Annotated in this window: 21 protein-coding genes and 1 riboswitch; of the genes, 8 read left to right on the forward strand and 13 right to left on the reverse strand. The window is 38.9% G+C overall.

Annotated features, from left to right (window positions below; genetic code table 11):
- Positions 1–2: 2 nt before the first annotated feature.
- Both cpdA and nudF read right to left on the reverse strand, forming a co-directional pair.
- Positions 3–842 carry a 3',5'-cyclic-AMP phosphodiesterase gene (gene cpdA / locus QQS39_RS15415; protein WP_151436776.1) on the reverse strand — a complete coding sequence of 280 codons (840 nt, stop codon included), beginning with the start codon at positions 840–842 and terminating at the stop codon, positions 3–5.
- Between the two features lie 226 nt (positions 843–1,068).
- On the reverse strand, positions 1,069–1,704 hold the full coding sequence (gene nudF / locus QQS39_RS15420) for an ADP-ribose diphosphatase (RefSeq protein WP_196734764.1): 636 nt from the start codon (positions 1,702–1,704) through the stop codon (positions 1,069–1,071).
- A gap of 213 nt (positions 1,705–1,917) precedes the next feature.
- Between nudF and tolC the strand changes: the two genes are divergently transcribed.
- The 3 genes from tolC (at position 1,918) to QQS39_RS15435 (ending at position 5,544) form a co-directional block, all read left to right on the forward strand.
- The gene (gene tolC / locus QQS39_RS15425; RefSeq protein WP_196570712.1) at positions 1,918–3,315 is read left to right on the forward strand and encodes an outer membrane channel protein TolC; all 1,398 of its coding nucleotides are present in this window, start codon (positions 1,918–1,920) and stop codon (positions 3,313–3,315) included.
- A gap of 328 nt (positions 3,316–3,643) precedes the next feature.
- Positions 3,644–4,372, forward strand: coding sequence for a DUF1190 family protein (locus QQS39_RS15430; RefSeq protein ID WP_072070058.1), 729 nt, complete (start codon positions 3,644–3,646; stop codon positions 4,370–4,372).
- Between the two features lie 8 nt (positions 4,373–4,380).
- Positions 4,381–5,544, forward strand: coding sequence for a glutathionylspermidine synthase family protein (locus QQS39_RS15435; protein ID WP_109373065.1), 1,164 nt, complete (start codon positions 4,381–4,383; stop codon positions 5,542–5,544).
- A gap of 97 nt (positions 5,545–5,641) precedes the next feature.
- On the opposite strand, the gene QQS39_RS15440 is transcribed toward QQS39_RS15435, so the two are convergent.
- The 4 genes from QQS39_RS15440 to ribB all read right to left on the reverse strand — a co-directional run bounded on the left by QQS39_RS15440 (position 5,642) and on the right by ribB (position 8,175).
- On the reverse strand, positions 5,642–5,962 hold the full coding sequence (locus tag QQS39_RS15440; protein WP_285804864.1) for a CcdB family protein: 321 nt from the start codon (positions 5,960–5,962) through the stop codon (positions 5,642–5,644).
- Positions 5,962–6,213, reverse strand: a complete 252-nt coding sequence (locus QQS39_RS15445; protein WP_285804865.1) for a type II toxin-antitoxin system CcdA family antitoxin — start codon at positions 6,211–6,213, stop codon at positions 5,962–5,964. Before QQS39_RS15445 ends, QQS39_RS15440 begins: the two co-directional genes overlap by 1 nt.
- 344 nt (positions 6,214–6,557) lie before the next feature.
- Positions 6,558–7,343 (reverse strand): 4,5-DOPA-extradiol-dioxygenase, encoded by a 786-nt coding sequence (ygiD, locus tag QQS39_RS15450; protein WP_285804866.1) that lies wholly within the window; start codon positions 7,341–7,343, stop codon positions 6,558–6,560.
- A gap of 178 nt (positions 7,344–7,521) precedes the next feature.
- Positions 7,522–8,175, reverse strand: a complete 654-nt coding sequence (gene ribB, locus QQS39_RS15455) for a 3,4-dihydroxy-2-butanone-4-phosphate synthase (RefSeq protein WP_072070063.1) — start codon at positions 8,173–8,175, stop codon at positions 7,522–7,524.
- A gap of 124 nt (positions 8,176–8,299) precedes the next feature.
- Positions 8,300–8,459, reverse strand: a riboswitch (FMN riboswitch).
- 202 nt (positions 8,460–8,661) lie between these two features.
- On the opposite strand from ribB, the gene ubiK reads away from it, so the two are divergent.
- Positions 8,662–8,973, forward strand: coding sequence for a ubiquinone biosynthesis accessory factor UbiK (ubiK, locus tag QQS39_RS15460; protein WP_151436024.1), 312 nt, complete (start codon positions 8,662–8,664; stop codon positions 8,971–8,973).
- A gap of 103 nt (positions 8,974–9,076) precedes the next feature.
- Here ubiK and QQS39_RS15465 read toward each other — a convergent pair whose 3' ends face one another.
- The gene (locus QQS39_RS15465) at positions 9,077–10,399 is read right to left on the reverse strand and encodes a 6-phospho-alpha-glucosidase (protein WP_151436025.1); all 1,323 of its coding nucleotides are present in this window, start codon (positions 10,397–10,399) and stop codon (positions 9,077–9,079) included.
- Positions 10,399–12,027 carry an alpha-glucoside-specific PTS transporter subunit IIBC gene (locus QQS39_RS15470; protein ID WP_285804867.1) on the reverse strand — a complete coding sequence of 543 codons (1,629 nt, stop codon included), beginning with the start codon at positions 12,025–12,027 and terminating at the stop codon, positions 10,399–10,401. Before QQS39_RS15470 ends, QQS39_RS15465 begins: the two co-directional genes overlap by 1 nt.
- Before the next feature lie 301 nt (positions 12,028–12,328).
- Here QQS39_RS15470 and QQS39_RS15475 point away from each other — a divergent pair, with 301 nt between their 5' ends.
- On the forward strand, positions 12,329–13,033 hold the full coding sequence (locus QQS39_RS15475; protein ID WP_151436027.1) for a GntR family transcriptional regulator: 705 nt from the start codon (positions 12,329–12,331) through the stop codon (positions 13,031–13,033).
- Between the two features lie 108 nt (positions 13,034–13,141).
- On the opposite strand, the gene hldE is transcribed toward QQS39_RS15475, so the two are convergent.
- From hldE to QQS39_RS15490, 3 genes are all read right to left on the reverse strand, one after another.
- Positions 13,142–14,566, reverse strand: a complete 1,425-nt coding sequence (gene hldE, locus QQS39_RS15480; protein WP_151436028.1) for a bifunctional D-glycero-beta-D-manno-heptose-7-phosphate kinase/D-glycero-beta-D-manno-heptose 1-phosphate adenylyltransferase HldE — start codon at positions 14,564–14,566, stop codon at positions 13,142–13,144.
- Between the two features lie 95 nt (positions 14,567–14,661).
- Positions 14,662–17,502 (reverse strand): bifunctional [glutamate--ammonia ligase]-adenylyl-L-tyrosine phosphorylase/[glutamate--ammonia-ligase] adenylyltransferase, encoded by a 2,841-nt coding sequence (glnE, locus tag QQS39_RS15485; protein ID WP_285804868.1) that lies wholly within the window; start codon positions 17,500–17,502, stop codon positions 14,662–14,664.
- Positions 17,503–17,528: 26 nt separating this feature from the next.
- Positions 17,529–18,452, reverse strand: a complete 924-nt coding sequence (locus tag QQS39_RS15490) for a CYTH domain-containing protein (protein WP_285804869.1) — start codon at positions 18,450–18,452, stop codon at positions 17,529–17,531.
- A gap of 219 nt (positions 18,453–18,671) precedes the next feature.
- Between QQS39_RS15490 and QQS39_RS15495 the strand changes: the two genes are divergently transcribed.
- Together QQS39_RS15495 and QQS39_RS15500 are read left to right on the forward strand one after the other, a co-directional pair.
- Positions 18,672–19,292: a TIGR04211 family SH3 domain-containing protein gene (locus QQS39_RS15495; protein WP_100158810.1), complete on the forward strand. Its 621-nt coding sequence runs from the start codon at positions 18,672–18,674 to the stop codon at positions 19,290–19,292.
- Positions 19,293–19,318: 26 nt separating this feature from the next.
- Positions 19,319–20,557, forward strand: coding sequence for a multifunctional CCA addition/repair protein (locus tag QQS39_RS15500; protein ID WP_285804870.1), 1,239 nt, complete (start codon positions 19,319–19,321; stop codon positions 20,555–20,557).
- Here QQS39_RS15500 and folB read toward each other — a convergent pair whose 3' ends face one another.
- A complete protein-coding gene (gene folB / locus QQS39_RS15505) occupies positions 20,558–20,908 on the reverse strand; it encodes a bifunctional dihydroneopterin aldolase/7,8-dihydroneopterin epimerase (RefSeq protein ID WP_285804871.1) in 351 nt (116 codons plus the stop codon).
- Positions 20,909–21,012: 104 nt separating this feature from the next.
- On the opposite strand from folB, the gene plsY reads away from it, so the two are divergent.
- Positions 21,013–21,669 (forward strand): glycerol-3-phosphate 1-O-acyltransferase PlsY, encoded by a 657-nt coding sequence (plsY, locus tag QQS39_RS15510; protein WP_285804872.1) that lies wholly within the window; start codon positions 21,013–21,015, stop codon positions 21,667–21,669.
- Between the two features lie 80 nt (positions 21,670–21,749).
- On the opposite strand, the gene tsaD is transcribed toward plsY, so the two are convergent.
- A complete protein-coding gene (tsaD, locus tag QQS39_RS15515) occupies positions 21,750–22,772 on the reverse strand; it encodes a tRNA (adenosine(37)-N6)-threonylcarbamoyltransferase complex transferase subunit TsaD (RefSeq protein ID WP_098941951.1) in 1,023 nt (340 codons plus the stop codon).
- Positions 22,773–22,941: the final 169 nt, after the last annotated feature.

Below are 22,941 nucleotides of genomic sequence, written 5' to 3' on the forward strand. Positions count from 1 at the left end.
ACTTAATAGCCATCCGCATCAAGGTCAGGACAAAATTCAGTCCCCGCTAAACGGTAAACTTGTGTTTCAATTTTGCCCTTATCATCAGATGAAAGTGACATTTCCAAATAACGCCAGCCCGGAGAAACCGTATCTAATGTAAAATTCGTACAATGAGGGCGAAACTGAATGCACGTAGAAGGCGTCGCCAACAAACGAATACCATTCCACATTTCATCCATTTCTTGATGAATATGACCACAAAGCATCATTTTTACTTGAGGGTGATCTCTTAAACGTTCTGCCAATTCTTGAGAATTTCTTAAACTGTGTTGATCTAACCATGTACACCCTGAAGGCATAGGATGATGATGCAACAAGATAATTGTATCTCTGTGCTTTTGGCTTTCGAGACAGCGTGTTAGCCAATCTAACTGGCAATCTGATAACTCACCATGAGGAACACCTTGAATTTGGCTATCTAATAACAACATTTGCCAATTATCACCAATCAACACTTGTTTAGCTGACAAAATTCCTGCCTGATTTAAAGCATCAATCATTGCAGGTTGATAGTCATGATTACCCGGCAACCAAACACAAGGCGGTGTTAGCGTCGCAATGCCATCAGCAAAATGCTGATAAGCTTTAAAGGTTTGATCTTGAACTAAATCACCTGTCGCAACAATCAAGTCAACATCAAGACCCTGCTCTCTAATCGCATTTAATACCGCATGGTAGCTACGATAGGTATTGATACCCAGCAGAGTGTCTTCCACATTAGCAAAGAGGTGGGTGTCTGTGATTTGTAATATTCTTACGGTGTTTTTGTGTTTCACCGATAATTCAAGCTGGCTTTCCAAAAGGTTTCCTTGTTTCACTCTCATTAGCCGTTATGTTAACGTATTTTCGTAGTAAAGATCTGCCAACCAATACACATTTCAAAAGATTAGTGAGAAATATTCTCGCTTTCAATCACGTTTTTTTCACTTCATTTTACAATTTATTTCATTTGATATCGTATACTTAGAGATAGTTACTCTACTTGATAATATTACTAAAAACACCCTTTAAAGATTGATTTATGTATTAAATTATCGACCAACGTTTTCTTAATGCAATATGATGAAGTTGTAACCATTGAAGCGCAATAACAGATGCTGCATTGTCAATAACTCCTTCTTCAACCCAAAGATAAGCTTGTTCTCTGCTGACAACATGAACACGAATATCTTCATTCTCACACGCTAATCCATGAATACCTTTTGCGGTTGTTGCATCAACTTCACCGACGTAAACATGCATTCTTTCGCTCGTACCGCCCGGGCTTGAAAGATAACTCACAATAGGTTCACATCGACCAACAATAACCCCCGCTTCTTCTTGCGCTTCACGTCTAACAACATCTTCTGGGCTTTCTCCTTGTTCGACCATGCCTGCAATCACTTCAAGTAGCCAAGGTGTCTCGCTAGTTTCATACGCAGGAATACGAATTTGCTCAATTAATACCACTTCATCACGTTTGGGATCGTAAGCAAGCAAAACACCTGCATTACCTCGTTCAAAAACCTCACGTTTAACCTCTTCACTCCATCCACCTTCAAAAAGGCGATGTTTAAAGCGATATTCAGTCATGCGAAAAAAGCCTTTGTATAAATCTCTTTGATTGAGCAATTTCACATCTTCACGACCATATAAAAATGGTGTATTTTCCCTTTTCTTCATACAATGTTCCTTAAGTTACATTTAAGAGTCTTTTTATTGCTTACGTTTAATACAGATTTAAAGAAATTTGCCAACAATTCATGTAAAGTTAATCTAAAATAAAAGGATATGGCACAAATGGCTACCCCTACTTAGGGAAACAATCTGCTAGAATTATCCCCAATCAAGATTAACAGAGGCAACTCAGCGAAACTGTTGCAACAAGGAATTAAAATGAAAAAACTGCTCTCTCTTTTGGTCACGATGAGTTTGGCAGGATTCAGCACTGCAAGTCAGGCTGAGGATCTGCTTCAAGTTTATCAAAAAGCAAAGGACAGTAACCCTGAGTTACGCAAGTCATTAGCTGAACGAAATCAAGCTTTTGAAAAAATTAATGAAGCTCGTGGCTCGTTATTACCACAATTAGGATTAGGCGCATCCGCAGATTATAAAAGCGGCTACCGCGATAATAACAACACCGAATCCAATTCTATTGGCGCAAGTTTAACGCTAACTCAAAGTGTGTTTAATATGGCGTTATGGCGTCAATTAAACATTCAAGAAAAAACAGCAGGCATGAGCGATGTGACTTATCAAACAAGTCAGCAAAAGCTAATTTTAGACACCGCGACTGCTTACTTTGATGTTTTGCGTGCTATCGATTCATTATCATTTATTGAAGCGCAAAAAGAACAAGTTTACCGTCAGTTAGATCAAACAACTCAACGTTTTAACGTTGGTTTAGTGGCTATTACTGACGTACAAAATGCCCGTGCAAATTACGATAGCGTATTAGCACAAGAAGTAGCTGGCCGAAATCAATTAGATAATGCATTAGAAAAACTACGCCAAGTAAGTGGTATCTATTACATTAATCTGGCATCACTAAACATCAGCCGTTTTTCAACAACCTCACCAGACTCTATTGAGAAACTGCTAAAAGATGCTGAAGAGCGTAACTTAAGTTTATTAAGCGCACGTTTAGGTCAAGATTTAGCGCGCGAAAATATTCGTTTAGCACAATCAGGTCACTTACCAACCGTAGATTTAAATGCATCAACCGGTGTATCCAATAGCCATAGTCACGGTAGCGCATTACCACCAGCAACAGCGGGTAATAGTCGCAATAGTTACAGTGGTCAAAATAGTATTGGTCTATCTGTTAGTATCCCTCTGTATACTGGCGGCAAAACAAGCTCACAAGTTGAACAAGCACAATATGGTTTTACAAGTGCTAGCGAACAATTAGAATCGGTTTATCGTTCTATTGTCCAAATCGCACGTTCTTCTTATAACAATATTTCTGCATCAATCAGTAGCATTAAAGCGTATCAACAAGTTGTTGTTTCTGCGCAAAGTTCATTAGATGCAACTGAAGCGGGTTATCAAGTGGGAACTCGTACTATTGTTGATGTGTTAAATGCCACAACAACGCTTTATGATGCAAAACAGAAATTATCCAACGCGCGTTATGACTATTTAATTAACCAATTAAATATTGAATATGCCCGTGGCACATTAAATGAAAATGACTTAATTCAGTTAAATAATGCACTGGGTGCAGAAGTTTCGACTTCACCAGATAACATTATTCGTCCATTAACAAGCCCTGCACTTAACGTTGCACCTTGATCGTGAATTAAGAATTTAGTTACTTACACAAAACCGCTTTCAGCGATAAACTGATAAGCGGTTTTTTTTATGCTTCCTCTCCACATAAGATATTGTGTTATGGCTTAAATTAAGATCTCAGCAATATCTATCTTCTTGTATTAACAAAGACCTTAATTACAATTGGGCTAAAAAGAGAGGATTTACCTAATTTCATTACCCTTAACCTTATAAAGATCACAAATTTCTGGTTATCCCTGATGATTAGGCGTTTCTTATTTATTTTCTAGATTATTTAACCTATCCTAGCTTTTATTTTGAACGTTTTACCTTTTATGGATCTTACAATATGCCAATGAAACGTACCAAATCGATTAATCGTGATGCTTTCCGTAAAGCATTTCGTCCTTATCGCCTGGCGCCTGTTGCAATCGCCATCACTGCTGTATTCGCGCTTTCAGGATGTGAAGAGAGCGATGAAACAGTTTCACTGTATATGAATGCACAAGAATGTGCTCAAGCAAATCCTTCACAAGCTGCGCAGTGTGAGGACTCTTATCGCACAGCATTGCAAGAAGCACAGCGTACAGCACCAAAATATGCAACGTTAGAAGACTGCGTTGCTGAATTCGGTGATGCACAATGTACACAAACAGCATCTATTGATGGACAGCCTGTTAGTACTGAAAATGCCAATAATTTAAGCCCAGACAGCTCACAAATGGCCCAAGCTAACTCTGGCGGTAGCTTCTTTATGCCATTAATGGCGGGTTATATGATGGGTCGCTTAATGGGTGGCGGTGCGCCAGCACAACCTCTGTTTAGTTCACGTAATCCAACAAGCCCTGCAAATGGTAAATTTGTGGACGCAACAGGCCGTAACTATGGTCCTGCAGTGGGTGGTCGTCAAATGAACGTACCCAAAACAGCTATGACACCAAAACCATCAACAACCTCGACAGTAACTCGTGGCGGCTTTGGTAATACGGTTTCAAGACAAGCTGCGGCTCAACGTACCAGTGCAACAAATAATAACCGTAGCTCTACCGGTTCATCTTCTTATCGTTCAGGTGGTTAATTAAAACCATGAAACGTGAAAATATCATTGAACGCCCGGATTGGCGTGAAAAAGCAACCGAATTCGGCTTTAACTTTCATACAATGTATGGCGAGCCTTATTGGTCTGAAGATGCTTATTATCAATTCTCAATGGAAGAGGTTGAAACGTTAGAAGAAACGACGGAAGAGTTACATCAGATGTGCTTGCAAGTCGCTGATAAAGTGGCTAATAGTGAAGAGTTACTGACTCGCTTTCAAATCCCACGTCACTGCTGGGATTTTGTCCGTGATTCATGGAAATCGTCTCAACCTTCTCTCTATTCACGTCTTGATTTAGCCTATGACGGCAAAAGCCCAGCAAAATTGTTAGAAAATAATGCAGATACCCCCACTTCATTGTATGAATCTGCTTTTTTCCAATGGATCTGGCTTGAAGATCAAGTCAATGCAGGTCGTTTACCGCAAAATGCTGATCAATTTAATAGTATTCAAGAGAAGTTAATTGATCGATTCGCAGAGCTGCGTGATCAATACGGCATGCGTTATCTGCATATGTCTTGTTGCCAAGACACGGAAGAAGATCGTGGTACGGTTCAATATTTACAAGATTGTGCTGAAGAAGCAGAAGTAACAACTGACTTTGTCTTTATTGAAGATCTGGGTTTAGGTGAACGTGGTGAGTTAACTGATCTGCAAGATCAGATAATCAGCAATATGTTTAAGCTTTACCCTTGGGAATTTATGTTCCGCGAAGACTTCTCAACTAAGTTAGCTGATGCAGGCATTCGTTGGTTGGAGCCATCTTGGAAGAGTATTATCTCGAATAAAGCATTACTGCCAATGCTTTGGGAGATGTTCCCTAATCATCCAAATCTGCTACCAGCCTATTTTTATGATGGCAAAGCGCCTGATTCATTATCACGTTATGTTATCAAGCCACTGTTTTCACGCGAAGGTGCAAATATTCGTATTGTTGAAAATGGCAAAGATATTGCTGTTGCAGATGGTCCTTACGGTGAAGAAGGTTTTATTGTTCAAGATTTCCATCCCCTACCAAAATTCGGTGATAGCTATACATTAATTGGTAGCTGGTTGGTTAACGATCAATCCGCGGGTATTTGTATTAGAGAAGATAGAGAGCTTATTACTCAAGATCTCTCACGCTTCTATCCACATATTATTTTAGATTAATAGAAATCTTAAAATTATATTGAGCACCTTATTGTTTATAAGCAGTAAGGTGTTTTTTATTGCAAAAACCTTCTCATTTTATAATTTCAATATATGGTTATATTCCAGAAATAATCATATCCATAGCAGATACAATCGCGGTATGGATCTCAGGTTTAACACACACGATATCAACTGTTCTTAGCTTATTCTTTGCTACAACGGTTATAGATTTCGTCATAACAACATATTTCTGATTATCTATTTCAATAACGGGTGTCAATATTTCTACTTGAGAATTCTTATCTGATAACTGAGTAATCGGTATAATAACCCGAGAATCAAGATCACTTAGTAGCTCATTTTGAATATCAATAAAATAAGGGTATTGTTCTTTCGATTTAAGGGATTTGTTACGATATACCGTATATTGAGACATTAAATAACCCCATATTCATCGTCATCAGTAAACAACCCCATTTCTTGTTCAAATTCATTAAGAGCTTGGATGCCATTTTTGTTTTCTGCTTTCCACTGTTCTCGCTTTTTTTCACGAATTGTATCAAATAACATTTGATCGAGTGTTGCTGATAAATTAATTCCAAGCGCTCGCGCTTCATCCACCAATTTTGCAGTTAGATACACATTAACTCCTCGTTTATCTTTTTTACTCATTGCTAATGTTTTCATTATAAGCTCCATTTATGCGCATCATTTATGTGCATAAGTGTAGAGCAGATGATTATCAACATCAAACTAGAAGATATTCAAAAAAACATAATCGATTTATTTAATGAAATATAAAAAGTATTCATTGAATAGTAATGAAGCTTATCAGAGATTTATTCAAATAAAAATAAAATGAATATAAACAAAAGGTTAAAAGTATTTATTATATCTATATAGAAAATTGGAAAGATCAACAATAAGGGAAATATAATGAGTCGATACATTATATTTAATATAAAAAAGGTCAAATTCTATAAAAATGAATTTGACCTTTAGATTTTATAAATTGGGTTTATTGAACAATCTTATCCAATTTGAAATGTCATCATACTGAGCGATTTATTAACAATATCATTATTCAGTAATGTTACTTTTTCACCTTCTTGTTTTAAACCTAATAGGTATAACGCAGGTAAAAAATGCTCTGCTGTTGGATGAGACAATCGCCCTTCTTCCGTTGATAAAATCGTAAAGAGGTCAGTTGGCTCTTTGTCACTTTGCAAACTATTTTCTATTGCTTCACTAAACGAAAGCGCCCAAGGATAAGGCGTTGCATCACTGTTTTGCCAATCCATCATTCTTAAGTTATGAACAATATTACCGCTACCAATAATTAAGACGCCTTCTTTACGCAACTCAACTAATTTTTGACCTAATTGGTAGTGCCATTGTGCTGATTGACGCGCATCAATGCTTAATTGAACAACAGGAATATTTGCCTTGGGATACATTTTTTCAAGTATCCCCCAACTTCCATGATCTAATCCCCATTGATCCATATCGAGTTTTAATTTAATCGGATCAATAAGATCTTCAATCAGTGCGGCTAAACCTATCGAGCCTCGCGCTGGGTATTCTATTGCATACAATTCTGGTGGAAATCCATAAAAATCATGAATTGTCTTTGGTTGCGACATTGCCGTCACATAAGTTCCATCAGTATACCAATGGGCAGAAATCACTAAAATTGCTTTAGGTTGAGGAAGGTTTTCCCCTAATTTTGACCAGAGGCGAGTATATGTATTATCTTCTAATACATTCATTGGACTACCATGCCCAATAAACAGCGCTGGCATCATTTTTGTTTCCATAAACCACCTCTTATGGCGAGTGTTCTTATCACATAAGCATACTGCCTTCTTACTTGAAATATAGTCAAAGAAGTATGAAATAGTTATTCAAAAAATATGAAAAAAGCCACCTAAGTCTCCTTAAGTGGCTTGATATAAGTGTGTGTGTGTTTTCAGTGTCGTTTATAACATGTTAATTTCAGCCAGCTTTTTTCTCCTCACGAAGACGATAAGCCACTAAATCTTCAATTGTTAACACTGGCATATTGTGCTTTTTAGCAAAAGTGATCACTTCTGGCGCTCTTGCCATTGTGCCATCGTCATTTGTTAATTCGCATAACACTGCAACGGGTTTAAAACCGGCTAACGTTGCTAAATCAATCGACGCTTCAGTATGTCCGCCACGCGTTAACACACCACCAGGTTGACCTCGTAATGGGAATACGTGACCTGGACGATTTAAATCACTTGGTTTTGCATTGTCAGCCGCCGCTGCACGTACTGTGGTTAAACGATCTGATGCTGAAACACCTGTTGTAACACCTTGTGCCGCTTCAATTGTTACCGTAAACGCAGTATGGAAATGACTGGTGTTATTTTCCACCATCATAGGCAAATCAAGTTGTTGACGGCGTTCTTCTGTAATGCATAAACAAACAATGCCACTGCCATGACGAATAGACATCGCCATTTGTTCTGTGGTCATTGTTTCTGCTGCGAAAACCATATCGCCTTCATTTTCACGGTTCTCGTCGTCGAGCACCATCACGCCTTTACCAGCACGAAGGGCTTCTAGAGCAAGTTCAACACGCTCAAATGGATTACCGAATTCGGAAAGTAGCGTCTGATTCATGGTAAAAAAACCTCAATAATTAATGAAAGTTACCAGAATCAGGGCAGTCTTAGGAGTGGATCTCTGCTTAATAAACACACAAGCAGAAACAACAGGAATGGATACAATGATCCTACTGATGCTATTTTATTCTCTCCCATCCAGACTTTAACTGTCGGCTCCAGAATCACACTGGATCTGCTGACCTTTGCATTACAATGGCAACACAAAGCGCTCGCGGGCTTTACCCAAGTATTTAGGTATTTACCGCCGGTGGGGACTTTCACCCCGCCCTGAGATTAACGGTGAAACTATACGCTTTAAAATTATAAGAGGCAATCATCAATCGGCGACAATCTCTGTTTCATCACATAATCGTTTTATGACATACGGTTATTTAACGATTTATAATAAAAAAGTAACAATAATATTGATATCTGGTTTAATTCCCTCTGTCCTCATATTACACTTAGCCTCAGCTTTCTATTTTATTTGTGAGGACTTCCCATGTTGGACCCGAAAAAACTTGAACAAGTCGCGCGCCAAATCCAAAACGTTCTGCCTCAGGGTATTAAAGATTTTGGTGATGATATTGATAAAAAAATCCGCACTGTTCTGCAATCTCAATTAAACAAATTGGATTTAGTCAATCGCGAAGAGTTTGATGTACAAACACAAGTCTTATTACGTACTCGTGAAAAACTGACCCGTTTAGAGCAACGTTTAAATGAGTTAGAAGCAGGTCTACTGGAAAAACCTCAAACTGAAGTTGAAGAAGTTGAAATTGTGGTAGAAACTCAACCTGACAATAAAGCTTAATCTATTCAATTTATTGCTGATTTCAGTTTAGTCATAAAGCAAAAAACCCTGTATCTAACAAAGACACAGGGTTATTTTTTAGATATAAAAAGTTAATTAATCACTATTTTAACTCTGGCCAATAGTCTTTATTAACTTCAATTAAATCATCTAGAATTGCTTTTGCGACAGTCGCGCTTGGCACCGTTTTAGACATTGTAATAGCCTGCCAAAGTTTCAAATATGACTTTTCAATCCACGCTTCTACCACTAATTTTTCAACTGCAACTTGCTGGCCCATCATCCCTTTTTGGAATAATGGAATTTTACCCATAACTAAAGGCTCTGGCCCATGACTTCCGACAATACAAGGGATCTCAACCATTGCCTCAGGATCAAAATTAATAATTGATCCATTATTAGGAACGATCAGTAACATTCTTTCTTGCGTATTAAACGCAATAGCCGTTGCGAGATCGACAATATAAGAAGCATGTTCATCTATCTCAAGATGACCAGCAGATGATTTACCCGCAGCTGTAATTGCACGACATGCGCTAAAAACATTCTTTTCTCTGTGCTCCATCACTTCATTCGCTCGCGTATGGTTAGGATCAGAATGCTCAACAACATAATCAGGGAATAGATAATACTTCAAGTAAGTATTTGGCATCGTATCTGGATCTAATGCCCATACATCTTTTGCTTTACCAAAGGTATCATTCCAGCTTGCTTCAACAGGCTCTCCCGCCACTTTTGGAATATATCCATATTCTGCAACATGCTTTCTGATAATCGGTAATAGATCATTACCTTGTAAATCTTCAACTTGCGTCCACCAGCCAAAATGATTTAAGCCATAATAACGGACACGCATCTCTTTACGTGATTTTAATCCTGCAATTTGTGCCATGCGTGATTCAATACCAATTGGCATATCGCAGATATTTAAGATTTTGGCATTGGGTTTTAAACGACGGGTAGCTTCAGCGACAATAGCTGCTGGATTAGAATAATTTAACATCCATGCATTTGGTGAATATTTTTCCATATACTCAACCAATTCTAACACGCCACCAATAGAACGCATGCCATAAGCAATACCACCAGGTCCACAGGTTTCTTGCCCTAACACACCATGACGTAAAGGAATTTTTTCATCTTTTTCACGCATAGGGTATTTACCGACACGGATATGCGCCATCACAAAATCAACATCAGTAAAAGCTGTTTTAGGATCAGTGGTATAACAAAACTCAATTTCAGGTGCTTTTTCAGTAAGAATTATTTCACAAGCTTTAGCAATAGTTTCTTGCCGCTCGGCATCATTGTCATAAAATTTGATGGCTCTTAATGGAAAACGTTTTAAATTTTCCAGTAGCATCAAAATAATACCGGGTGTAAATGTACTTCCGCCACCTGCAATTACGACTGAGAACTTCTTCATTATATAGCCTCCGACAAGGTGATTTTTTGTGTATCTTCTTTCATCAATTGTTCAATCTTGTCTCTCACTTGAGAAACGTGTAGCCCGATAATGATTTGTAATGCATGACCTTTACGCACTACACCATGTACACCGAGCCGTTTAAAATAGGCATCTGTTTCAACTAATTCGCTATCGATAACTTCAATACGTAAACGGGTTGCACAGTTATTTAAAGATTTGATATTTACACTTCCTCCCAAGCCTTCAAGAATGCCTTTAGGCAGTGCAAGTTTGCGGTCTTCTTTTGCTATTTTTGAGTTATCTAAAGACTGTGATTTCTTATTTTTATAATCTTCTTTGCTATATAGTTTGATCTCTTCGTCGTCTTCTTCACGACCCGGTGTTTTTAAATTAAGTTTGATAATTAATGTTCTAAACACCACAAACCAAATTACTGTAAAAATAAGACCTATAACTATTTGCGTAATAATCATTCCGTAATGGTTATGAAACATGGGGATCCAATTCATAGGGAGGAAATTATCGATGATCCCTCCGCCCATATTGCCCACAACCCCAAAGTGATAAAGTGTCGTCGCTAAGGTAGCTGCAAGTACGGCATGGATCGCAAATAATAATGGTGAGATAAATAAGAATGTGAATTCTAAGGGTTCTGTTATTCCCACAAATACAGCGGTCAATGCAGAAGGTATAAGTAAGCCAGCAATCTTAGCTCTGTTTTTAGGTGCCGCAGTAAAATAAAGAGCAAGCGCTATACCAATAGAACCAAAGACTTTGCTATTACCATGTAGCGCAAAACCACCTTCAGGAAATAACTCTTTTAAAGATTGGGTACTTTGACTGAAATATTGCATATTTCTAGCCCAATCAACCTGAATACCATGTTCAGTGACTGCGGGGCCAAAAATAAAAGGTCCGTAAATAAAGTGATGTAAACCAGTAGGAATTAAAATACGCTCAAGAAAGGTATATATCCAAACTCCCAAAGAGCCTGATTCAACCATAAATACTTGCAAAGATTGAATACCAATTTGCACTTTAGGCCAGAAAAATAACGTTATCCACGCTAACGGTAACATCATAAAAAAACTAATTAATACAACATAAGATGTTCCCTGAAATATACCTAGAAATACAGGAAGTTGTTTATCGAAATAACGATTATGTATCCCAGTTACAATGCCAGCGATAATAATTGCGCCAATAATACTGGTATCTAATGTTTTAATACCAGCAATCATTGTAAGACCACTATTTCCACCGACTTCATTTGTAAAGTCTATGCCAAAATAACTGCCCCAAACAATTCCCATTGCATTAATAAAATAATTCCAAGTGAGAAAACTCACCATAACGGCAAGGCAAGCTCTTGCTTGTGCAGTTTTAGCTAAACCTATTGGCAAACCAATTGCAAAAATAAGAGGCATATTACGAAAAACCGTCCATCCTCCCTCTTCAATAATATGAACAATTTGAGCGAATAAACTATCGGGTCTTAATAAATCTTCACTAATAAATAATGGATTCTGTAATAGAATTGCAATGCCTACAACAATACCTGCGAAAGGAAATAGCAGGACAGGGGTAAACATGGCTCCACCAAATCTTTGTATTTGACTGAGCATAAAAATATCCTCTTATTTACTGCTACTGAAATGACATGCTCTTTAATTTATATTTCTTCTGTGAAATTAGATTAGGTTCTTTTCTCTTTATTCCCTCATCCAAAATGAACTATTCGTGATCTAATTCATACTAATCTTTCACGCTAAGTGATCTACTTTTTAGTTAAAAGGTAGATCAGTTTTTATTTTTTGATAACGTTCACATTTTAAAGGTATAAATGATTGTGCTATATATCAAAATATTAGATTCATATAAATTAAATAGACTAAGCCAGTTTTTAGAATAAAAAGAGGTATAAAAATGATCTATAAAGACATTGCAAAAAGCCTAAGAGTTCAAATAAATTCTGCCGGATATCAAATTGGCGACCCACTACCCGCAGAAAAAACATTAGCGCAACAATACAACGCATCAAGAATGACAATACGTAAAGCGGTAGATTTATTAGTTATTGCAGGATTATTAGAACGAAAACATGGCTCAGGGACTTATATTAAAGAAAAAGATGTTCATCATGAAAATGCTAGCCTAAAAGGCTTTGTCGAATTAATGGCTAATACGGCTCACAACGTAAGAAGCGAAGTGATAGAGTTTAGTGTTATTCCCTGTCCTTTGTCTATTTCCAGTAAATTGCGCATAAAATCAAATGAACGTATCTTTTATTCAAGAAGAATACGTTATGTTGACAATAAACCGCTTATTGTTGAAGACAGTTATATGCCTGTAAAATATTTTAGTAATTTAACCTTAACTCATTTAGAAGGTTCTAAATTTGATTTTATTGAAAATATTTGCCAAATAAAAATAGCGGGAAGTTACGAAACTTTTCACCCAATTATGCCAGATAACAATATTTGTCAATTATTAAAAATAGAGAATAACATTCCCATATTAAGGCTCAGCACATTATCATACAGTATTCATGGTGATTATATTAATTACTCAATAATGTATAGAAATACCCAAGATTATATTGTTGAGTATCATTTAAAACGAGAACAATAATCATTAATATCAAATAAGATTAAAGCTTCATTATTAATAATTAGATTTGTTGTGATGACAGCAAAAAAAAAGCACTCCGAAGAGTGCCTTTCATTTTTATAAATGCCATTATTTCTTTTTAATCGCATTAATAATATTTGTTGTAGAAATGCCGTCTTCAAAATTCAGCACTTTTACTTCACCACCTGCAGCCCAAACTTCTTTGCTACCTGCAATGTCTTCTGGCTTATAGTCGCCACCTTTAACTAAGATATCCGGTAATACAGAGGCAATTAAGCGCTGTGGAGTATCTTCTTCAAACGCAACAACCCAATCGACGGCACCTAATGCGCCTAACACAGTCATACGCTGTTCTAATGGGTTAACAGGGCGACTTTCACCTTTTAAGCGCTTAGTAGACGCATCACTATTTACCGCAACAATAAGGCGATCACCTAATTTGCGTGCATTCGCTAAATAGCTAACGTGCCCTGCATGAAGAATATCAAAACAGCCATTTGTCATCACAATACGCTCACCGCGCTGACGCGCCAATTCGACAGCTTGTTTTAATTGTTCTTCTTCCATCATGCCAAACCCGTTGTCAGAACGACCACGAATAGCATTTTCAAGCTCTATAGGAGATACCGTTGATGTCCCTAATTTACCCACAACAACACCTGCTGCGGCGTTAGCAAGGAAACAGGCTTCAGCTAAAGGTTTACCAGCAGCTAAAGAGGTTGCTAATACGCCAATGACCGTATCACCAGCGCCTGTTACATCATAAACTTCTTGTGCTTGAGTCGGTAAATGCAATGGCGCTTCATTAGCACGAAGTAAGCTCATTCCACGCTCTGATCGAGTGATCAGCAACGCTTCAAGATCTAAATCTCGAACTAATTGAGTCCCTTTTTCCACCAGCTCATCATCGGTTTTACAAACACCAACCACTTGTTCAAATTCAGACATATTTGGCGTTAATAGCGTCGCTCCACGATAGCGCTCAAAATCTGATCCCTTAGGATCGATTAATACAGGCACACCGGCTTTTTTCGCCAGTTGGATCATCTCTTGAACATGAGAAAGCGCCCCTTTGGCATAATCGGATAAAATCAACGCGCCAATAGAAGGTAATGCTTGCTGAATACGCTCATAAATAGGTTGAGGATCAACATTGCTAAACCCTTCTTCAAAATCAAGACGGATTAATTGCTGATTACGAGAAAGAACACGTAATTTAGTGATCGTTGGGTGTGTCGCAACAGAGACAAAATCACAACGCACATTGACCTGATTTAATGTATTGCTCAATGCTTTTGCCGCTTCATCAATACCTGTTAAACCCACTAAACGCGAATTAGCACCAAGAGACGCAATATTCATCGCAACGTTTGCGGCACCGCCTGGTCGCTCTTCTGTGGTATCCACTTTAACCACTGGCACTGGGGCTTCTGGTGAAATTCGACTTGTTGGGCCATACCAATAGCGGTCTAACATGACGTCACCGACAACCAACACATTGGCCTTATTAAAATCCGGCAGCGTTACTTTCATCCCATACTCCACATTTATTTTCAAAATAAGCCGAAATAATACCATAACTTGTTAGGCAAAAAGAGATACACATAAGACTTCATGCCAACAAACCATTACTCTTGTTCACCAAGCCACTTCAATTTGCTTTTTAATACACACTCTCGCTCTGCGATAAAACAATGATTATCCACAATGGCAGGCAATGCTTGTAGAGCCAGATGATGCAATTCATTACGCAATGTGACATAAGCATGTGTTAAAGCGAGAGCTTCATCCTCATCCATCACTTGATGTTTTGCCATGAGTTCAAAAATACGCACATTGTCAGACCAACGCGTTAAAGCCGGATATTGGTGAGAAAAACGCAAGACTAAATATTGCGCGATAAATTCAATATCAGTAATACCGCCAGATGAGGTTTTTAAATCAAACTTATCAGCTTGGGTTGGTGCAAGATGTTGCACCATTTTTTTACGCATATCGCGTACTTCATTTTGTAACACATCAGCATCACGAGAAAGACATAACGTTTCATGGCGAATACGTGAAAACATCTGTTGTAATTTATCATCGCCATAAATCATTCTAGCGCGAATTAAAGCTTGATGTTCCCAAGTCCAAGCTTCATTTTTCTGATATTCATCAAAAGCTTGAATAGTACTAACCAACATACCGGATTCCCCCGAAGGGCGTAAACGCGCATCAACTTCATATAACACACCAGAAGATGTTCTGGTACTAAACAAATGGATAATACGCTGTGCCAAACGCAGATAAAACTGGCGAGCATCAATCTGTTTTGCCCCTGTTGTCACAGTATTTATTGGACAATCTAATAAAAAGACTAAGTCCAAATCAGAGCTATATCCTAACTCCCATCCCCCCAATTTGCCGTATCCAATCACCGCAAAACCCAGCCCATCACGATGAGCTAAATGTTCAGGTTCGCCATAACGTTTCACCATATATGACCAAGCTTGATGAACAACCGCATGAATAATAGCTTCAGCTAAATAGGTTAAGTGGTCGCTAACCTTCATTACAGGCAATACACCTGTAATATCTTCAGCGGCAATACGCAATAATTGAGCTTGTTTAAATTGGCGTAAAGCTTCTAGTCGCTGCTCTTCATCTTCTTCTGGCACTCGTAATAAATATTGGCGTAGTTCATCACGATAGGCATCTAAAGGCAGTGGTTGATAGAGAGAATTGGGATCAAGTAATTCATCTAATAATAAAGGGTGAAGCGCTAATTGTTCAGCGATCATCGGAGATGCCGCACAGAGTCGTATCACATGCGTTAAAACTTCATCCGATTCTTGCATTAACTCTAAATACGTTGTGCGACTCACAATGCTTAATAGCAAAGGCGTCACGCGTTGTAGCGTCACTAACGTTTGAGGTTGCTGGCAAATTTTTGCCAATAGTTTTGGCATTAAGGCATCAAGAACATCACGCCCTCTTGGCCCTATTGTTCGCTTGCCAATATCTTGGCGAAAATTCTGCAACGTCTGATTTATTGCTTCAAGCGCTTCACTGGTTAATGTTTCATGAAATAATGACGACGTTTCCGGCAGGCGACCAAGTAACCAAAGACGCTTAAATTCAGAGATATCATCTTCATCGTCGTTTTCATCTTCTTCACCAATTAATTGCGTGAAAATAACGGAAACAGCCTGCATCTTGTGGTTAATTTCTTGATAAAGCGTTTCCCAATCATCAAATCCCATTGCCAAAGTCAATCTGGCTTTATCTTCTAATGTGTCTGGCAACGTTTGGGTTTGCTGATCACCAATAGACTGCAAAAGATTTTCTAATTGGCGCAGAAAAAGATAGCTTTCAGCTAATTGTGCCGTTTCTTCTGCGGTGAGTAATTCAAGTTTCGCAATAACGTTAAGCACCGTTAATAATGAATTACTTTGAAGTTCAGGCTCTCTACCACCGCGAATTAGCTGGAAAACTTGCGTAATAAATTCAATTTCACGAATACCACCAGAGCCTAATTTTATATTATCAATCATGCCACGACGACGAACTTCGCGACTTATCATGGATTTCATATTTCTAAGTGATTGAATAACACTAAAATCAATATAACGACGATACACAAAAGGACGCAACATTTGCCGTAAAACTTGGCAATACTCTTTCTTTTCTGCACCTAAAACACGCGCTTTGATCATCGCATAGCGTTCCCAATCACGCCCTTGCTCTTGATAATAATCTTCCAGTGCTGCAAAGCTCATTACCAAAGGTCCACTTTCTCCAAAAGGACGTAATCGCATATCAACACGATAGACAAACCCATCAATGGTATGTTGATCCAGTGCCTTAATCAGCTTTTGACCTAAGCGAGTAAAAAACTGTGCATTATCTAGTTCTCGACGTCCACCTTGCGTAAATCCATTTTCAGGATAGGCAAAAATTAAATCGATATCAGAAGAAAAATTAAGTTCAAATCCACCTAGTTTTCCCATTCCTAAAATCAGTAATGGCTGAGGTTTTCCTTCATGATCACAAGGCGTTCCCCATTGTTGGCAACATTGCTGATAAAGCGTATCTCTCGCGACACAAATTAATGTTTCGGCTAAAACACTCAAATGCTTTAGCACACTAGGAATATCGCCTAATTGAAAAAATTGTAGCCATGCAATGCGCACCAATTGTTGATGACGAAATTGGCGTAAAACTCGCATAACGTCATCTTCATTATCAATATTGGCTAATTTTGCTGTCAATTGAGGCTCATAAGTCTGCCATTCCACACTCGTTGGTGGATTTTGCCTGATATCAGTCAACCATTGAGGATTAACGCGAAAATGCTCTGTTGCAAAGGGGCTAAAAGCCAAAAACTGTTGTTCTTGTTCACAAAAAGGCGCTAACGCATTCAATTGAGAAGAGAACCCACACTGCGCTTTATCCCACAATTGTTGAAATACACCGATAACAGACATAAATAGACTCTCAAGTTGTCAGGAAATTAAGCAATAGACAGTAACCACGCCATAGAAGATAACTTAAAATTCAACCATAAAACATGATAATAGTCGGTTGCTGTTGTAAATGTTAACGGCGAAATCGCATTGAGTGATTGTTCCATAGAACCAGGTAAATCAGCTTGTTTTTTGCACCAATCTGAAAATAACGCCAACATGGCAGGCATGGTAATTGTCGGTGGTGTCGGATTGGCAAAAATCGCTTCTTCCAATGCCTGTATCGCACTTAACCATTTAGTTAATTGTTGAGCCGTTGTATCACTAGGAGAAAGATTAACCACACTCAACGATAATGCAGGTTTATCTTTCGCCAAATAATAGCCTCGAGCCGCTTTACTGCGAGAAGCAAGACGTAATCCGCCCTTTTCACCTAAATAAGTCGCTAATGCGATAACATCTGATACATGACCTTTTTTGAGTTCTAACTCGAACTCTTCAATTGGTAACTCATATTGATGAGTGCGAATAGCGCCTTTATCTAACACCACTTCAATTTGGCTATCTTGAAAATCCACCAGCCAGATTTCGCGATAAAAATCAGTATTAAACAGCACATCAAGTTGCGTTTCTAATAGAGTAAGATCGGTATTTTCAGGCCAGATCTCTGCGGGGAAACGGGTTAAATCTAATTTAGGTTGAGCTAATTCCACGTTATATTCTGGACGTTGATGCAAACCGGCAACGACTTTACCAGCTGTTTTAATTGTCATTTCATAACTATCATCAACACCACGAATACGCAGCCCCATATCCCAACGGCGAATTTGATTATCTGCGGTTTCAAAGTAAAGATTAGTCAGCTTTTTAGGGGCAGTGTGCTGATGAGGTAGAGTCAGAATGCGCTGAATAATGTGAGGAATAGCGGCAGGTATGGCACTCATTTTGAGTTCAGTTTCTAATTGGCTCATTCTATTTCCCTTAAGTAAATCAATTGATTAGTAAAATATTTGACGCATTTTCATTTTGCAAGTGATAGCCTAATAACAATAATGAATAAAAGGCAGATTATCCCTATATTCTACCAGTTAAGAGTGTTCTCATTCTGGTTTACTATTTGCTTACGCAAACTTTACTCTTTAGTATCAGTAAAAATATTCTCTTGTATAGATAAAAAAGTTGAAAACATAATGCGAAAATTACCCTTACTTTTTCTTTCCTTACTTGGCTTAGGCGTTTCTCTAAGCTCACACGCAGAAACTCGTTATGTTTCCGATGAACTATCCACTTATGTACACAGTGGACCAGGAAATCAGTATCGAATTGTTGGCTCTTTAAATTCTGGTTCAACCGTTACTGTACTTTCTCGTAACGCAGCAACGGGTTATGTACAGATTAAAGACGATAAAGATCGTACCGTTTGGTTACCTGAAAGCCAACTCAGCGCCCAACCAAGCATGCGTACTCGCATTCCTGCTATGGAAAAAGAGATCCAAACACTACGCGATAAACTGGCGAATATCGACCAAAGCTGGAACCAACGTACCACTGATATGCAAAATAAAGTTTCAAACAGCGATGACATTATCAATGGCTTGAAAAAAGAAAATGAACAAATGAGAACAAAGCTCGCTGTCGCAGAGAAAAAACTCGATTTTGCTAATCAACAATTAGATGATAGACAACGCGATATCATCTTACAGTGGTTTATGTATGGCGGTGGTGTTGCTGGCGCGGGTCTTGTCTTTGGTCTGATCCTTCCACATATTATTCCGCGTCGTCGTAAACGTAATGATCGTTGGATGAACTAATATCCAGTCAAAGGAACAGTGATCCCGTGAATATATACCTTGTTGGTGGCGCTGTGCGCGACCAACTGTTACAGATACCAGTAAAAGACAGAGATTGGGTTGTTGTTGGTGCAACACCTGAAATGCTGTTACAACAAGGCTATCAACAAGTAGGCAAAGATTTTCCTGTTTTTCTTCATCCAGATACTCATGAAGAATATGCCCTTGCGCGTACTGAACGAAAATCAGGCTCAGGTTACACGGGATTCACTTGTTATGCAGCACCGGATGTCACGCTAGAAGACGATCTTGCGCGTCGTGATCTCACCATTAATGCCATTGCTTATTCTGCTGATGGTAAATATGTCGATCCTTACCACGGTATAGATGATATCAATGCGAGACAACTGCGCCATGTTTCTGAGGCATTTTCAGAAGATCCGTTAAGAGTTTTGCGAGTTGCACGTTTTGCGGCACGGTTTGCGCCTTTAGGATTTAATGTTGCACCTGAAACACTGCAATTAATGAAGACAATGGCACAAAGTGGTGAATTAAATGCATTGACTGCAGAACGTGTTTGGAAAGAGACTGAAAAAGCCCTTGAGAGCCACGCGCCTCAAGTCTATTTTGAAGTTTTACGTCAATGTGGTGCTTTAAACGTTCTTTTTCCTGAAATTGATGCGTTATTTGGTGTGCCTGCACCTGAAAAATGGCACCCAGAAATCGACACTGGCATTCATGCCATGATGGTACTTAATATCGCCAGCCAATTAACAGACGATATTGCGGTGCGCTTTAGTGCCTTATGTCATGATCTGGGAAAAGGATTAACACCTCCTGAAAATTGGCCTCATCACCATGGACACGGTCCAGCTGGTGTTCCTTTAGTTGAAGCCTTGTGCCAACGTTATCGCATTCCTAATCATATCCGTGATCTGGCACGCTTAACGGCAAGATTTCATGATCATATCCATCGTATTGATAGAATGCGACCTTCTAAAATAATACGCTTATTTGATGCTATTGATGCATGGCGAAAACCTGAACGCGTTGAGCAATTAGCTATGGTGAGTGAGGCAGATGCAAGAGGACGCAAAGGATTAGAAAATCTTGTTTACCCACAACGCGCGTTTCTTTGCCAAGCTTTCGCTATTGCAAATAATGTGGATATCAAACCCATCATTGAAAGTGGATTAAAAGGAAGTGCAATACGAGATGCACTAACCAAGCAACGAGAAGTCGCGATTATAAAATGGAAATCGCGACTTAATCAGGATCAGCACTAATTAAGCTTTACGCTCAATAATCACACCTACGTTTGTAGCTTGTGCAACCGCTCTGGGTTTCGCTAATTTAATTTTTACTCTTGGTACAGCAAATTGCGTTATCAATAGCTGTGCCACTTCTTCAGCAACTCGTTCAACTAATTCAAAACGTCGAGTCTCAACATAGTCGATAATTGCATTGCTCACACTGGCATAATCTAAACAATGAACCACATCATCAGTTTGGGATGCGCGTTTGTTATCCCATTCCATTTCGATATCGAACACTAATTTTTGTTTTATGGTTTTTTCCCAATCATAAACACCGATTGTGGTTATTACTGATAATTGCTCAATAAATACGATATCCATCACGTCATCTCTTATTTTTTCTGCTCATCGGATACCACTTCCGATGAAATATGCGTATTATCCATACATGCCTAACGAACTTACATAAACATTGGAGAATACAAATGAGTGCTAACGCACTTGGAATGATCATCTTCGCCTACTTGTGCGGCTCAATCTCCAGCGCGATATTGATTTGCCGACTGGCAAGACTCCCTGATCCAAGAAAATTTGGCTCTGGCAATCCCGGAGCAACTAACGTCCTACGTATTGGAGGAAAGGCAGCCGCTGCAGCCGTTCTTATTTGTGACGTCCTCAAAGGGATGATCCCTGTTTGGCTCGCCTATTACTTAAATGTGCCTCCTTTTTACCTCGGCATTGTCGCAATAGCGGCTTGTCTAGGTCATATTTATCCTGTTTTTTTCCACTTTAAAGGCGGAAAAGGCGTAGCCACTGCATTTGGTGCTATCGCTGCCATTGGTTGGGATTTAAGTGGGCTTATCGCAGGAACATGGTTACTCACCGTCTTACTAAGTGGCTATTCATCGCTTGGTGCGATTATCAGCGCACTGCTTGCCCCTTTTTATGTTTGGTGGTTTAAACCAGAATTCACTTATCCCGTTGCTTTATTATCATGTCTGGTACTTTACCGTCATCACGACAATATTCAACGTTTATGGCGTGGTCAAGAGAGCCGAGTCTGGCATAAATTAAAGAAAAAGACTGAAAAAACAGAAAAAGAAATCATTCAAGAAGCTAAAGAGCAAGAAAAAGAAGATTAATCTCACCAAATCGTAAAGATAGAATGGATAAAAAAGCCACTTTTCAGTGGCTTTTCTTTTACTACTGACGTACTGGCGCGCTACTTATTTTCAAGTGCTGGCAACTCAGCTAAAGGCCAACGTGGTCTTACTGTTACGCTTAATGGACCTTCTGTACCGCCTTTAAAGCGGATCATTCCCGCTAGTGCAATCATTGCGCCATTATCAGTACACAATTCTGGGCGCGCATAAAAAACTTCGCCACCTAATTGCTTCATTACGGTTTCCATTTTTGCACGTAATGTACGATTAGCACTTACACCACCTGCCATCACTAAACGTTTAAAGCCTGTTTGTTCTAAAGCTCTACGACATTTTATCGCAAGCGTATCAACAACCGCATCTTCAAATGCCCGAGCAATATCAGCGCGAGTTTGGTCTGAATCATCATTTTGACGAATAGTATTAGCCGCAAAGGTTTTTAACCCCGAGAAACTAAAATCAAGTCCTGGTCTATCTGTCATTGGGCGAGGAAAGACAAAGCGACCTTCTGTGCCTTGTTGCGCCATTTTCGATAAAACGGGGCCGCCAGGGTAATCTAATCCCAACAGTTTTGCTGTTTTATCAAAAGCTTCACCAGCAGCATCATCAATAGATTCACCTAATAAGGTGTATTCGCCAATTCCTGTTACGCTAATTAACTGTGTATGCCCACCAGAAACCAAAAGTGCCACAAATGGGAACTCAGGTGTTTTCTCTTCAAGCATTGGTGCCAATAAATGACCTTCCATATGATGAACAGGAATAGCGGGAACATCCCACGCAAAAGCCAATGAGCGTCCAATGGTTGCGCCTACAAGTAGCGCACCAACAAGACCGGGGCCAGCAGTATAAGCAACCGCATCAATATCTTGTGCTGTAAGATTTGCTTCTTTCAGTGCCGCTTGAATAAGCGGTACTGTTTTACGGATATGATCCCGTGAAGCAAGTTCAGGAACTACCCCACCATAATCGGCGTGCAGTTTAATCTGACTATAAAGTTGATTCGCTAATAGACCGGCTTTATCATCGTAAATTGCGATACCGGTTTCATCGCAAGATGTTTCAATACCTAAAACTCGCATGACGCTTCCAAATTCTTCTTCGCTAACTCGCGTAATGAATCGATTGTATCATTATTTCGGTGATTTTATACGCCTTCGCAACATCTTTTACATACCAGCATGTGACAAATTCCTTTTTCTGGTCTATAATTATTCACCTATTTTAAGTGATTTAAATGTGTGGTTAGCG

Origin of the sequence: Proteus appendicitidis (genome assembly GCF_030271835.1) — a bacterium.
In the GTDB taxonomy this organism is placed as follows: domain Bacteria; phylum Pseudomonadota; class Gammaproteobacteria; order Enterobacterales; family Enterobacteriaceae; genus Proteus; species Proteus appendicitidis.